Raw genomic sequence first — 13,853 nt, 5'->3', positions numbered from 1 at the left:
ACAGACCACAATACAACATTTTTATATGACGATGAAACAATTGAAAAAATTTATTGATCATTTTCGGCCCTCACGCCATATCATGATAAAAAGTTGGTTTGCCACTACATTTATTGTTGTGGCAAGCCTGCTTTTCATCAGCCTGGGGTCACAAATCTTTTTACGAAATTACTTTTTATCACACGCACTGACACGTGCTGAAAATAACACAGCCAGCACGGCGCAGGCATTTGAAGGTGCACTTTCTTCTATCACAACGAGATTTGTTGATATTTGCGGAACAACTGAATTTAAGAACAAGTTTTCACGAATACGCCGCTGCAAAAATGAAGATTACACTAAACTTAACAGTGATCTTCAGGATACACTTCATGATCTGTATGTATCATATTCATTTATTCGTTCTGCCTTAATTACAAGCAAAACAGGAATGGTTTATCACCGCTTTAGTGAAAAGCTTTTTACAACTACTGACTATACACTTGGAAATCAAGCTGAATCCATATGCGGTATAACTATACTTCCTGCGCAGACGAGCCCTTTTTTAGATCAGCAGACTGTAATTCCTATTGCCATTCCTCTCACTTATATGGAAAATACGACCATTGTGATTGTAGCAGACAGCGTTGAATCGTCTGATGCCATTTTATTTCTCTTACTTGATGCGGAAATGGTTCGCGATTTTCTTCACACCTATAGTAATCGAAGCTTAGAAGGATCTTACTATCTGCTTGACTCCGGTAATCTTATCGCAGATGCCTCAAGAACTAATACAAAATTGCCTGACAGTGATGTATTTCGTCCTCTGCCAAATCGCAAGGATGCCCTTACAATTAAGCAAAAAGATGCTTATCTGATTTTAAACCGAATTGGAAACAGATCGCTGTGTCTGGCCAATTTAATTTCAATGGATCAGCTGCTGTCATCACTTCACACTATTCAGTCTTATCTGTATCTTGCTATTTTAGTTGTACTTTTGACAATCACTGTTGGTACACTGATTGCCTCCAATCTGATTACCAGATCACTCTCAAAATTGATCAGTGCTGTGTCTGCTATTGAAAATCAGACTTATGATTCAAGTCAGATTTTAACCCAGTCAGATGAACTTGGTCAGCTAAGTAAATCGCTTGATTCCATGTATCAGACAATTCAGCAACAAATCGAACAGATTAAGCAGGAGCGTCAAGCCAAATACAATGCTGAGATACGACTTTTTTCAGAGCAGATCAATCCACATTTTCTATATAACACGCTTGAATATATCAATATGGAAGTCTACAGCAATCACACTAAAAATGCCTCCATGATGATTCAAAATTTAGCTGACTTTATGCGAATTGGTCTTAATTTTGGAGGCGAGCTGATTTCAATCTCAAAGGAACTTGCACACGTTCAGGCCTATGTCAATATCATGAATTACCGTTTTAGCCATAAGATATGCTTTACAAGCGACATTCCAAAGGAACTGCTCTCCTATGAAATATTAAAAATCATTCTTCAGCCGCTTGTTGAAAACTCTATTCGTCATGGTTTTGGACTTGACAACAGTTCTAGCTATCTCGATGTTCCATCCATAAAAATTGAAGTTTACCGTGATGATCCATGGCTATATCTTCGTGTGATTGACAATGGCTCAGGAATTGATATTGAAAGAGCGACACAAATTTTACACACAGGTACAGACGGACAAAAGCATGTTGGTCTTAATAATGTCTATCAAAGACTCGTATTTTTCTACGGAGAAACGGTCAAAATCACCTTTTCTTCTATTCCATATTATGAAAATATTGTACAGATCAGGATCCCCTTTATTTATCCGATTCCTGATTTTGAGGAGGAACATCATTGAAACAAAATAATACAAATAAAACCTTTAAAACTGAGCTTGAAAAATTAAAACAGATGAGCATTGAAGATCGTCTATGGTATATCTGGGAATATTATAAGCTCCAGATTTTTGCATTTTTTCTAGTCATATTTCTCTTATATGAAGCAGGCACATGCATTTACCGTAACCTTCAGGATACCATGCTTTACTGCGTAACAGTAAATGAAACAAGTCTTCTCTCCTCTGATTTTTCTGTTGTTCAAAAGGAATTTGAAGAAAAAAATGGCTTTGACAAAACTTGGAAGGAAAACACTATTTTTGACTGTTCTTTATCTGTTGATGACAGCAACAAAGAAGTTTATGACCAGTATTATAACACTGCATCAAACATTAAGTTAACCTCGCTTCTTGCAACCGATACGGTAGACGTTTTAATTACAGTTCCACAAATGTTTTCTTACTACACGGCACAAAATGCCTGCCTTGATCTTTCTTCTTTTCTTTCTGAAGATTTATATGAAAAACTTGAAAAGGAAAATCGTCTTTTAACAGCTGTTGACGGCGGTGGAAATAAAATCTGTACTGGAATTTCACTAGATGACAGTTACCTTTCGTCTAAACTTCCTCTCTCAGACGAATCCTCTCTTTCTGTCTGCACTGACAAAAATCATCCAGATGTTATTCAGGATTTTATAACATATTGTATTTGGGGAAAATAATTATAAAATCTGTTGTATTTTCCCTGAAAAGTGTCCTGTCATTTGTCAATTTTTATGGTATACTTAACATAAAGGATTTTTATCCAGATTAAAATTTACGGAGGTTTCACTATGTTTGTACACAACAATACGGTAACTGCTACACCATGTGAGCCAGGTGTTTCCCGCAAGGTAATGGCTTATAACGATCAGGTTATGATGTGCGAAATCACATTTGAAAAGGGAGCTAAGGGTAATTTCCACACTCATCCACACGTTCAGACTACTTACATCGTAAAGGGAAGTTTCGCCTTCACAATTGATGGAGAAACTCAGGTGGTAAACGCAGGTGACAGCATTTTAATGCCGTCCAATAGTCTTCACGGATGTGAATGTCTTGAGGCTGGTGTTCTGTGCGATGTTTTTACACCAATGCGTGAGGATTTCATCAAGAAATAAGGATCAATTTTTAATAAAGAGAAAGGATAACGCCATGAAAGAATATATTGAAAATGTTCTGGCTCCAAAGCTCCAGGGTGATGGCGGCTGGGTCGAGTTCGTCTCCTATGAAAATAAAAAACTGACTCTGATCTTCCGCGGCGAGTGTTCTAAATGTCTGATTTTAAACCGCTGCGTAGACTGGATTGCCCAGCAAATCAAAGAGGCAAAGGGTGAAACTGTTGAGATCACTGCTGTCCGCAAGAAGCCATTCTTCTGGGACAATAACTAATTAGATAAGAGAGGATTTTACTATGGCTCATGTAAAAGTTGTCCGCCGCAGTATGAGACCGGAGGAATGGACTGACCTTCGTTTTGTATGGCTGCAGCGCGGCATTTATGAAGAGAAATTTGAAATTACAGATCTTGAGATTCGCGATGCCAGACAGATTTCAGAAGATCAATACGAATATTATTCTGATGAATATCGTCCGTTAAAGAAAGACGACATGTATTTCACCCCAGATGGAACTGCCTTTATCCGCGGCCATGTGCAGATTCCAGCACATATGAAGGGAAAAAACATCTACTTTACACTTCATACAGCAGCTGAGATGATCGTTAAAATTAATGGAAAGTATGTTGGCGGCGTTGACCCGAACCGTGAACGCATCCTGCTTAATCCATATATTGATTCTGACGATCTTACAATTGAGATTGAAGCATATAACCGTTCTAAGCCGGATGACGAGAGAAACCCTGCTTCTCTTGCACATCGTGGCTGCCGCCAGATCTTCGAGGGAGCTTATCTTTCAACTATCCGTGATAATGTACAGTCTCTTGTTTATGACTATATCTTATTTATGGATATCGCTCACAGCGAGTATTTTAATGAAGACTACCGCAAATTTTTGTTCCGTGAACTGAGCAAGGCGCTTGACTTCATTGATTTTGACACCTATGAAGGCGTTGATCAGGCTGCTGAGTATGTAGAAAAGAATATCTACTCTAACACGGACTTCAAAGGCAGCGGTGATGTTGCTTTAGTTGGTCATTCTCATCTTGATATAGCTTATTATTGGCGCCGTATCCATGCTGTACATAAAAATGCAAGAACTATTCTTATTCAGCTTCGTCTTATGAATCAATATCCAGAGTTTAAATATACTCACACACAGGCATACACCTATGAAACACTGGAAAAGTATTATCCAGAACTGTTTGCTGAATTAAAGGAAAAGATTGCAGCTGGTCAGTTTGAACCTGTTGGTGCTATGTATGTTGAGCCTGACTGTAATATTCCGTCTGCTGAGAGTTTAATTCGTCAGTGTCTGTATGGACAGATGTACTTCAGAAAGGCATTTGGACGCACCATAGACAATGCATGGCTTCCAGATGTTTTTGGAAACAGCTGGATTCTTCCTCAGATCTTAAAAAAGAGTGGTGTTGATTACTTTGTTTCTAACAAGATGTCCACTTGGAACGATACAAACCGTTTCCCACACAACAACTTTATCTGGAAGGGTATCGACGGAAGCAGCGTATATGCCTGCGTTCCTCCGACACACTTTATTACCTGGAACATGCCAAGTCAGATTCAGGAAAACTGGGAAGCTTATCAGGATAAGGAAACTGGCGGCCAAACACTAAATATGTATGGCTACGGAGACGGTGGTTCTGGATGTACCGAGGAAATGCTTGAAATGATTCGTCGTTTTGACAAGGTTTCTGTTATGCCAAAAATCGAAGTCACTGGCGGTGACGCATTCCTTCATAAGAATTTAAAAGATAACACCAACTTAGCTACTTGGGATGGCGAGCTGTATCTTGAGATGCACCGTGGTACCTTCACTACAAAGTCTAATTTAAAAAAGGCAAACCGCACTCTTGAATTTAAGCTTCGTGAGACCGAGCTTCGCGCTGCTCTCGCATCCTTAACTGGCACTTCTTATCCATCTGAGGAACTTACAGAGTGCTACAAGAAGTTCTTATTAAATCAGTTCCACGATATCCTGCCAGGTTCTCATATTCATCCAGTATATGAGGATGCAATGAATGATTATCGCAGCGTTTCCGAGCGTCTTGATGCAATGCTTGCTTTAACTGCTGGCAATGAATATTTCAACTCATTAAACTTCACTCGTTCTTCAATTACCTTCATTGAAGATGAAAACGGAGCTATTACTCGTCACGGTGTAAAGGGATTCTGGAGCATTCCTACACTTGCCGGTCTTAGTACTGGCACTGTCGCAGCTCTTCCATCCAAGGAAAACTGGCTGAGCACTGAATTTTGTGACAAGTGTGATTGTCTTGTTTTAGAAACTCCTTACTACCGCGCAAAACTTTCAAGCGATGGAAGCTTTGTAAGTCTGTACGATAAAGAGCTTGACCGCGAGTGGGTTAAGGAAGGCTGTGGCTTTAACAAACTTCATTTGTATGCCGATAACCCAGGTGTTTATGATGCATGGGATATCCTGCCAAATTATAAAGATGTTCAGGTCGCTTTAAACGTAGACAAGCCACTTGCTCTTGTATCTTCTGATGGTTCCTCTGCTGAATTTGCTGTTACTTTCACAACAGAAAAGAGTACCTGGAAGATGATTCTTCGCTTCTTTGCTGATTCTCGTGCAATCGAAGTTGAAAACGTCGTAGACTGGGATGAGAAGCATAAGCTCGTGAAAGTAAACTTTGGACCAGACGTCCTGACAAGAGAGCTCGTTTGTGATACAAGTGCCGGCTTTGTAAAACGTGATCTTACAAAGAACACCTCCTGGCAGCAGGCTCGCTTTGAGGTTTGCCATCATAAGTGGTGTGATATGTCTGAAAGCGGAAGCGGTATTGCAATCATTAACGAGGGCAAATATGGCGTTGGCCTTGAAAAAGATGAGATCTCCTTAAGTCTTCTTCGTGCAACTATCCGCCCTGATATCACATCTGATATCGGTCATCATGACTTCTGCTACACAATCCTTCCGCACAGCGGTGATGCTGTAGAGGCACAGGTAAATAAGACTGCTATTGAATATAATGTTCCTCTTTGCAAGTCAAATGTCACTGTTCCTGCTGCTCTTCGTGACACCTTAAACAACTGTGGACTTTATCTGCAGGCAATGAAGCGTTCTGAGGACGGACAGTATCTGATTCTTCGTCTGTCAGAGCAGGATGGACGCCGTGGAAAGATTGCTTTCCCATTTGAGGTACAGACTATGAATCTCATCGAGGATATCGAAGGCAGTACCAAGGTTGTCTCCTATCATCCATTTGAGCTTATTACTGTTGCAGTAAAGCCAGAGGATCTGTAAAGGTTAGCTTATCAACTATAATTGTTGCAAAGATTACAGTTTACGCATTATGTGACGAAGCCCTTCGGTACAATGGTTTCGTCTTAGGGCATACTGCTAATATTTGTCTATAAAAAAGAGGCTGTGCATAAAAATGCGCAGTCTCTTTTTTTATAGACAAACAGTTTCATCCATGATACAATAATTATAAGAAAATAGTGCCTTTAGCGGCACGGAAAAGAGGTTTCTATGGATGATTCGATTAAAACCTATAAATGTCCCAACTGTGGTGCAGCACTTACTTTCGACAGCAAAACCCAGAAACTACACTGTTCTCACTGTGACACCTCAATTGATGTTGAGGCAATGAAAGCTCTAAGCGACACACCTTCCAGTACTGATCAGGATAATGCATGCTGGAATACGTCTAACGCCGGATCTAACTGGTCTTCTGGTGAACAGCAAGGTATGCGCAGCTATCACTGCCCTACATGTGGTGCAGAACTTGTCACTGATGAGACAACAGCTGCTTCTACCTGTGCCTACTGTGGTTCTCCTGTCGTATTGTCTGACCATTTAAGTGGTGCTAAGCGCCCTAATTACGTGATTCCTTTTAAGGTCGACAAAAAAACAGCAAAGGAAACACTAAAAAACTTTTATAAGGGAAAGATTTTCCTTCCGCGTGCTTTTTCTGCTGAAAACCATCTTGAAGAAATCAGCGGTATTTACGTTCCTTTCTGGCTTTACAGCTGTGAATCCAAGGGAAGCTTTTCCTTTGATGCGACACGCACACATCATTACACAGACGGTGATTATGATGTCACCGAAACAGAACATTATCTTGTTCTGCGTGATGGCGAAGCTCGTTTTAACAACATTCCTGTTGATGGCTCATCGAAGATGGATGATGCCTACATGGATGCGATTGAGCCATTTGATTACAGCGCTATCACTGATTTTCATACTGATTATCTGCCAGGCTATGCAGCACAAACTTATGATGAGGATGCTACTGCATGCGCACCGCGCGCAACAGCTCGCGTAAAAAACACAACAATTGCAGCTATCCGCAGAACATGCGACTACACAACGCTGACACCACGTACCAGCAAAATCAGCACCACACAAAACAGCGTTGACTATGCACTCCTTCCTGTCTGGATGCTGACAACTAACTGGCATGGCAAATCCTACCATTTTGCCATCAATGGACAAACCGGCAAGCTGATTGGTGATCTTCCGATTGATAAGGGACGTCTCTTTGGACTTCTCGCCGGTATCACGATTCCGCTCGGCATTCTGCTGAAGCTGTTTATCTTTTAATTTGTCGTTGGACGTGAAAGGAGTGATCATATGAACACAATCTTACATAAAAAACACAGCAAGCGATCGTTATTTGCTGTACTGTGCACTTTCTTATTATGCATCAGCTTAACACTTCCTGTTCTTGCCAGTGCTAAGGTTGACCTTGCCAGCATTGAAGTTGCTAATAAATCTGAGATTTTAGGTGATGTCTATGATGGTGCCGGACTTCTCTCATCAGATCAAATCACTGCATTATCTAATAAATTGGCAGCAATTGAACAGCAGTATCAATGTGATGTTGTTGTCTTTACATTAAAAGATACAAATGGCTATGATGTGCGTAATTACGTTGAAGCAATCTATACGCAATGTGGTTACGGCTACGGAGACGGTCATGATGGTATTATCTTTGCAGTCAGTATGGCTGAGCGCGACTGGCAGCTTTTAACATACGGCTATGGATTAACCGCAGTCAGCAATGAATACGGTTTTGACTACATCTCCAGTCGTGTTACTTCGAAGCTTTCTGATGGTGATTACTATGATGCTTTTACCACTTTTGCTGATCTGAGCGAAGCCTTTTTAAAGGAAGCGCGTGAGGGAACACCTTACAGTGATGATAATCCGGCAAAACTTACCTTCTTATCTCGCGCTTTGCCATATCTGATGTCATTTGGCATTGCATTTATAGTTGCACTTATCATTTGTAGTGTAAAGGTTGCCTCTATGAAGACAGCTGTTAAGAAAACTAGCGCTGCAGATTATATGGAACCTGGAAGTTTTCATCTTACAAAGAAACGTGATTATTATCTTTATACCACTACACAGCGTGTAAAGCGAGAGAAAAATGACAGCTCTTCTAGCAGTGGCAGCAGTGGCGGCGGAAGCACTGACAGCAACGGTTTTGGCGGTGGAGGTGGCAAATTCTAATCGTCAAACCAAAACTCCCGAGTAAGTTGCACATACAAAAAAGCAGGACCTGTATGGATTTATCTCCATTTGCAGGTACCTGCTTTTTTATAGTCAAGCGGATATTCGCAATCCGCTTCGCTACTTGCTCATAACCAAATAACTGCTTCGCAGTTTATCAGGAGGGGCTTGTACCCCTCCTGATACAAGGAAGTCCCCTGCTTATTGCTCTTCGCAATTGAAGCAGGGGACTTCCTTGATTTGTTAATTTTCTTCTGTATCCTCAAGCGGATCTTCTAACGGATCAATATTCTCTGGAATGATTGTCTCTGCCGTTCCAACATTCTTAGATTTTCTTCCCTGCTGTAGCTGCTGCTCCTCTAATAGAGCCTTCATCTTTTCCTTCTCCTGCTGTCTTTCTGACCAAGCTTCGAAATCATCAATACTATACTTTTGCTCATACTCCTCAAAGTAACGCTTATATTCAGTATTTCTCATCTCACGCACGCTCTTTAAATACTCATGCGTATCAAAGTTTCTGGACTCAAGCTCAATCATCGCTACAGCAACATTGGAACAGTGATCTGATACTCTCTCAATGTTTGTCAACAAATCGTTAAATGCAAAGCCCTGTGAAATTCCACATTTTCCAGACTGCAAACGATCTACATGACGCATTTTTAGTTCATCACATAACATACCAATAAGCTCACGAAGCGGCTCGATTCTAGCTGCCATCTGTAAGTCATCACGGCTAAAAGCCTGAACTGTACTTGTAACAATCTCCTTCATTGCGGCAATTAGGACATTTAATTCATATCGCGCTTCATCTGAAAAGACAATCTTCTTATCATAAAGTTCCTTTGCAGTTCTGGCAACATTCAGTGCATGATCTCCCATACGCTCAAAGTCACTGATTGTATGCAAAAATTTGGATACCTGTTTAGTCTGATCTCCGCTTAATTCTTTTCCAGTCAGCTGCATCAAATATGTTCCAAGCTTATCCTCATACTTATCAATCAGCACTTCTTTTTCTTCAATCTTTTGATATTTCTCATCAGAATATTTTTTCAGAAGGCTCACTGATCTTGATAAATTCTTACGCGCCTTTCTCGCCATACCATTCATTGCAGTATGACTCTGCGCAATTGCGATTGCCGGATAATTTAAGAAACGTTCCTCAAGAAGATCAAAATCCTTTTGCTCATCAAGATCTTCCTCGTCATCCTTGATTAAAATGTAAACAAGCTTCTCAATGTATTTAATAAATGGTGACAAAATACAAATTGTTGCTGCACGGAAAACTGTATTCATCAGCGCAATATATACTGGCGTCATTACAACATTCATGAATTTAAAATGGAAAATTGCATTTAATGTGTAGAACACAATTGACCAGAACAGCATACCAAATAAATCGTTCAGCAAATAGATAAGAGCTGTACGTTTACCATTTTTATTTGTACCGATTGCAGACATTAAAACTGGACATGCTGCACCGACACCAATACCCATAACAATCGGAAGTGCTACTGCAAAGCTGATTCCTCCTGTTACAGACAGTGCCTGCAAAATACCAACTGATGCAGATGCACTCTGTAAAACTGCTGTGAAAAGAATACCAACTAAAATTCCAGCTGCCGGATTTGTAAACATTGTCAGCATGCTTCTAAATGTCTCACTATCCTTAAGTGGTGCTACAGCTCCACTCATTGTCTGCATACCAAACATTAAAATTGCAAAACCAAGCATAATCTCACCGACATGGCGATAGCTGTCCTTTTTCATAACCATACGGAAAATAATACCGATAATGGCAACAACTGCTGAAATAGTTGCTGTTGAAAGAAGCTGTGCAATGCCGCCTGATCCCTCAATATAGGACAGACAGAGGATCCAGCCAGTTACACTCGTTCCGATATTTGCGCCCATGATAATACCAATTGACTGCGCAACCTTCATCATACCAGAATTTACGAATCCGACAACCATAACTGTTGTCGCCGATGAAGACTGAATAATTGCCGTTACTGCTGTTCCAAGCAATATTCCCTTTAGAGGGGTACTGGTAAGCTTATACAAAATCAGCTCCAGCTTGTTGCCTGCCACCTTTTTCAGGCTATCGCCCATGACCGACATGCCATAAAGGAATAGCGCTACGCCACTTAACAGTGACAATATGGATGTTACTCCCATGTTTACCTCTCATTCTTTTGACTTAGCACATTTTGTGCCTAAGCCTCTGATTTACTTGTTCGACGATTTTTACATAAGTTTTACTTTCTTTTTACTCGCAGAACAATTCCAGTATATCAAGTATCTGTCGAAAATGGAACTAGCAAAATGACAAAAAATACAATATTTTGCTATTTATTTTGCAAAATATAAGAAATAGCTTCATCAATGTTATCACTCAGGCGATTATCTGACACACCAACCACATGAAACATACATGTATTTACCGGTAATAGCACCTTTTGTGCTGTACAAGATGCAACTGCCTGTGCCATCTTTGGTGTTATCTCGCCAAGCAGCGCATCTGCTGCAATGATTCCAATTGGTCCTACTACAAAATCAGCTCCTGACGTATTGACAACTACTGGATTTTCTCCTGTCGCTGCCTTCACAGCACCTGCCTTCATCATTGCTGATGTTGCCATCGCATTTGTGCCAACTGCAATCAGTTCCTTTGGATCACCTCCAGACTTAATCCATTTGTCAATAAATGCACTTCCCATACGGCCACCCTGACCATCAATTACTACAATTTTCATATTCTTTCACCTGCCAATTTTTCTAACTAGTCAAGCGGATATTCGCAATCCGCTTCGCTACTTGCTCATAACCAAATAACTGCTTCGCAGTTTATCAGGAGGGGCTTATACCCCTCCTGATACAAGGAAGTCCCCACCCACTGCTTATTGCTCTTCGCAATTGAAGCGGGGGACTTCCTTGATTTGTTAAAAAATACGTTATAAGTATACCACAAATCATCCATTAACGCTCCACCTTTTTTATGCATATTCTAATCACAAACAGCTCTCTGAGGTTTTCCATGAACAATTTTTCTGTAAACAATTCTTTAGTAAAAAGCAAACTAAAAACAGGTCTTCTTCACCTCGTTATTCTTGCTTTCTCTATTTTGATCTGCTCCCTTATAGGCTGCTCTTCTTCAAAAAATGATGCTCATTCAACTGCATCATCAACTGAAAATAACAAGGAGCTTACTCCTGTAACATTAAATGAAGTTGCTCACTCTATCTTTTACGCACCGCAATATACTGCCATTGAACTTGGTTATTTTGAAGAGGAAGGTATTTTGCTGACACTCGACACCGGTTTTGGCGCTGATAAAACAATGACTGCTCTCATTTCCGGAAATGCTGATATCGGTTTTATGGGCAGTGAAGCCAGTATTTATACGTATAAAGAAGGTAATGAGGATTTTGCTATCAATTTTGCCCAGCTTACACAACGGGCTGGAAACTTTCTTGTCAGCCGAGAACAATATGATAGTTTTTCTTGGTCACAATTAAAGGGATCAACTGTAATTGGAGGCAGAAAAGGCGGTATGCCAGAGATGGTTTTTGAATATATCTTAAAGAAAAACGGATTAACTCCGCAAAAAGATGTGACGATAATACAAAATATTGATTTTGGTTCTACAGCTGCAGCTTTTTCGTCTGACATATCTCTAAGCGATTATACTGTCGAATTTGAACCACATGCAACGCTTCTTGAGCTGTCTGGTGATGGATATGTAGCGGCATCTCTAGGAGTTGATTCAGGGTACGTTCCATATACCGCCTACAGCGCCCGAAAAAGCTTTTTAAAGGCCCACCCTGATACAATACAGCATTTTACAAATGCTATTCAAAAAGGGCTTGAATATGTCAATTCTCACAGTGCAGCGGAGATTGCAAACGTCATTGCACCTCAATTTCCAGAAACAGATATCAAAACAATTACCATCATTGTAAATCGTTATCTTGAGCAGGATACTTGGAAAAATGATACCATATTCACAAAGGAAAGCTTTGATCTGCTTCAGGATATCCTGCTTGATGCTGGGGAGCTTGAACAAAAAGTGCCTTACGATGATCTCGTAACCACAACATACGCCAAAAATGCTGTCACAAAATTTGAATAGCATCATAAATAATTCTTAATAAATGGCGTCTTTCCTTTGCTTTACAATTTGATTAAAGTATGATATTTTATAAGTAACGCTAACAGAAAAGAGAAGCTTGTATGAAACGATTCAATATGCTGCACTGGGCAGCCTTTATATTAATTATCATTGCTCTACTCTGGCTGACCATCAGCTATTACTCACTGCGGGTTATTCCTTCCTATGCTTTTTTAGTTTTATTTTCCGGAGTTTTTTTATTAATTCTGGCAGAATACAGACGATCTAAAAAAAAGTAAGCACCATGGTGCTTACTTTTTTAATTACGATTTTCCCTCTTCGTCCAAATGAACTGTCGGAAGATTCCATCTTAGCTGTGCCGCTAATGCTCTAATTACAAGCACTGCAATTGCTCCCACTATCATAGATATATTTAGCGAAATGTTCAATTTTCTATAAAAAATAACGCAGATCACTGCACCAACAATACATGCTGTCGCATAAATATGCTTTTGAAAAATGTATGGAATTGACTCTGACATCATATCTCTTAGCAATCCGCCTCCAACACCAGTAATGGTACCGACAAACACAAGCAGGAAGTTGCCTGCATCAGGCCTCGTTGCCAGCGCCACCTCAATACCAATTACAGTAAAAATTGCAAGACCTAGCGTATCCATTACAAAAAGTACAAGACTATACATCTCACGAAAACCTACATGTGTCTGCTTTTTCTTATTTGCATAATGAATTACTATAAATGTGAGAATAGCCGTGACTGCCGCTATTAAAACATCTGTCGAATTGGTAAACATTCTCGGTGGATTTATTCCCAGTACAATATCTCTTGTCATGCCGCCTCCAGTGGCTGTGACAACTCCAAGCACGCAAACACCAAACAAATCCATTTTCTTTCGTATGCCAACCATCGCACCTGAGATTGAAAATGCGATAGTTCCAACCACATCCAAAATCCAAATAAATACATCCATATTCTTTTTCCCCTTAATAAAAAAAACTCTCTGGCAAACCGTCAGGGAGCTTCGTAAAGATAAGCGCGAGACGGGATTCGAACCCGCGGCCCTCGCCTTGGGAAGGCGATGCTCCACCACTGAGCCACTCGCGCATTCTAAAATGCAAAAAACAATGCCCTGACCTAAAACCAATCAGAAGCATCATCCTCGCAATCATTTATTTCAATTCCATATACCTTCAAAACTGCACACAAACTTTTCATCTCAAACCTATTACCATTTCCTACC

Annotated in this window: 12 protein-coding genes and 1 tRNA gene; 9 read left to right on the top strand and 4 right to left on the bottom strand. The window is 40.2% G+C overall.

Features of this window, described 5'->3' with window-relative positions; all coding sequences use genetic code 11:
- Positions 1-82 precede the first annotated feature (82 nt).
- The 7 genes from WJP93_RS10925 to WJP93_RS10895 all read left to right on the top strand — a co-directional run bounded on the left by WJP93_RS10925 (position 83) and on the right by WJP93_RS10895 (position 8,483).
- Positions 83-1,852, top strand: a complete 1,770-nt coding sequence (locus WJP93_RS10925; RefSeq protein WP_337548298.1) for a histidine kinase — start codon at positions 83-85, stop codon at positions 1,850-1,852.
- Positions 1,849-2,550, top strand: coding sequence for a hypothetical protein (locus WJP93_RS10920; RefSeq protein WP_337548297.1), 702 nt, complete (start codon positions 1,849-1,851; stop codon positions 2,548-2,550). Before WJP93_RS10925 ends, WJP93_RS10920 begins: the two co-directional genes overlap by 4 nt.
- Positions 2,551-2,661: 111 nt before the next feature.
- Entirely contained in the window at positions 2,662-2,988 is a 327-nt protein-coding gene (locus WJP93_RS10915; protein WP_066561669.1) for a cupin domain-containing protein, read from the top strand.
- Positions 2,989-3,022: 34 nt separating this feature from the next.
- On the top strand, positions 3,023-3,259 hold the full coding sequence (locus tag WJP93_RS10910) for a NifU family protein (protein ID WP_262536583.1): 237 nt from the start codon (positions 3,023-3,025) through the stop codon (positions 3,257-3,259).
- A 22-nt stretch (positions 3,260-3,281) separates the two neighbouring features.
- On the top strand, positions 3,282-6,269 hold the full coding sequence (locus WJP93_RS10905) for a glycoside hydrolase family 38 C-terminal domain-containing protein (RefSeq protein WP_337548296.1): 2,988 nt from the start codon (positions 3,282-3,284) through the stop codon (positions 6,267-6,269).
- A 228-nt stretch (positions 6,270-6,497) separates the two neighbouring features.
- Positions 6,498-7,571 carry a hypothetical protein gene (locus WJP93_RS10900; RefSeq protein ID WP_227101758.1) on the top strand — a complete coding sequence of 358 codons (1,074 nt, stop codon included), beginning with the start codon at positions 6,498-6,500 and terminating at the stop codon, positions 7,569-7,571.
- Positions 7,572-7,601: 30 nt separating this feature from the next.
- The gene (locus tag WJP93_RS10895) at positions 7,602-8,483 is read left to right on the top strand and encodes a TPM domain-containing protein (RefSeq protein ID WP_227101757.1); all 882 of its coding nucleotides are present in this window, start codon (positions 7,602-7,604) and stop codon (positions 8,481-8,483) included.
- 243 nt (positions 8,484-8,726) lie between these two features.
- On the opposite strand, the gene WJP93_RS10890 is transcribed toward WJP93_RS10895, so the two are convergent.
- Positions 8,727-10,658, bottom strand: coding sequence for a Na/Pi cotransporter family protein (locus WJP93_RS10890; protein WP_227101756.1), 1,932 nt, complete (start codon positions 10,656-10,658; stop codon positions 8,727-8,729).
- A gap of 170 nt (positions 10,659-10,828) precedes the next feature.
- Positions 10,829-11,236 carry a DUF3842 family protein gene (locus WJP93_RS10885; protein WP_066561679.1) on the bottom strand — a complete coding sequence of 136 codons (408 nt, stop codon included), beginning with the start codon at positions 11,234-11,236 and terminating at the stop codon, positions 10,829-10,831.
- A gap of 281 nt (positions 11,237-11,517) precedes the next feature.
- On the opposite strand from WJP93_RS10885, the gene WJP93_RS10880 reads away from it, so the two are divergent.
- A complete protein-coding gene (locus WJP93_RS10880) occupies positions 11,518-12,612 on the top strand; it encodes an ABC transporter substrate-binding protein (RefSeq protein ID WP_337548295.1) in 1,095 nt (364 codons plus the stop codon).
- Positions 12,613-12,713: 101 nt separating this feature from the next.
- A complete protein-coding gene (locus WJP93_RS10875) occupies positions 12,714-12,890 on the top strand; it encodes a hypothetical protein (protein WP_308731109.1) in 177 nt (58 codons plus the stop codon).
- A 24-nt stretch (positions 12,891-12,914) separates the two neighbouring features.
- On the opposite strand, the gene WJP93_RS10870 is transcribed toward WJP93_RS10875, so the two are convergent.
- Complete coding sequence (locus tag WJP93_RS10870; RefSeq protein ID WP_227101753.1) at positions 12,915-13,583, bottom strand: trimeric intracellular cation channel family protein; 669 nt, start codon at positions 13,581-13,583, stop codon at positions 12,915-12,917.
- Positions 13,584-13,645: 62 nt separating this feature from the next.
- Positions 13,646-13,717 (bottom strand) — tRNA-Gly (locus WJP93_RS10865).
- Positions 13,718-13,853: the final 136 nt, after the last annotated feature.

The organism is Anthropogastromicrobium sp. (assembly GCF_037349415.1).
In the GTDB taxonomy this organism is placed as follows: domain Bacteria; phylum Bacillota; class Clostridia; order Lachnospirales; family Lachnospiraceae; genus Anthropogastromicrobium; species Anthropogastromicrobium aceti.
Note: the sequence above shows the minus strand (reverse complement) of the source record. Positions and strands in the feature narration are given on the sequence as shown.

Excerpts from the sequence above, each read along its gene's own strand:
- WJP93_RS10925 (WP_337548298.1), top strand. The coding sequence starts at position 83 with ATGATAAAAAGTTGGTTTGCCACTACATTTATTGTTGTGGCAAGCCTG.
- WJP93_RS10915 (WP_066561669.1), top strand. The coding sequence starts at position 2,662 with ATGTTTGTACACAACAATACGGTAACTGCTACACCATGTGAGCCAGGT.
- WJP93_RS10910 (WP_262536583.1), top strand. The coding sequence starts at position 3,023 with ATGAAAGAATATATTGAAAATGTTCTGGCTCCAAAGCTCCAGGGTGAT.
- WJP93_RS10905 (WP_337548296.1), top strand. The coding sequence starts at position 3,282 with ATGGCTCATGTAAAAGTTGTCCGCCGCAGTATGAGACCGGAGGAATGG.
- WJP93_RS10900 (WP_227101758.1), top strand. The coding sequence starts at position 6,498 with ATGGATGATTCGATTAAAACCTATAAATGTCCCAACTGTGGTGCAGCA.
- WJP93_RS10895 (WP_227101757.1), top strand. The coding sequence starts at position 7,602 with ATGAACACAATCTTACATAAAAAACACAGCAAGCGATCGTTATTTGCT.
- WJP93_RS10890 (WP_227101756.1), bottom strand. The coding sequence starts at position 10,658 with ATGGGAGTAACATCCATATTGTCACTGTTAAGTGGCGTAGCGCTATTC.
- WJP93_RS10885 (WP_066561679.1), bottom strand. The coding sequence starts at position 11,236 with ATGAAAATTGTAGTAATTGATGGTCAGGGTGGCCGTATGGGAAGTGCA.
- WJP93_RS10880 (WP_337548295.1), top strand. The coding sequence starts at position 11,518 with ATGAACAATTTTTCTGTAAACAATTCTTTAGTAAAAAGCAAACTAAAA.
- WJP93_RS10875 (WP_308731109.1), top strand. The coding sequence starts at position 12,714 with ATGAAACGATTCAATATGCTGCACTGGGCAGCCTTTATATTAATTATC.
- WJP93_RS10870 (WP_227101753.1), bottom strand. The coding sequence starts at position 13,583 with ATGGATGTATTTATTTGGATTTTGGATGTGGTTGGAACTATCGCATTT.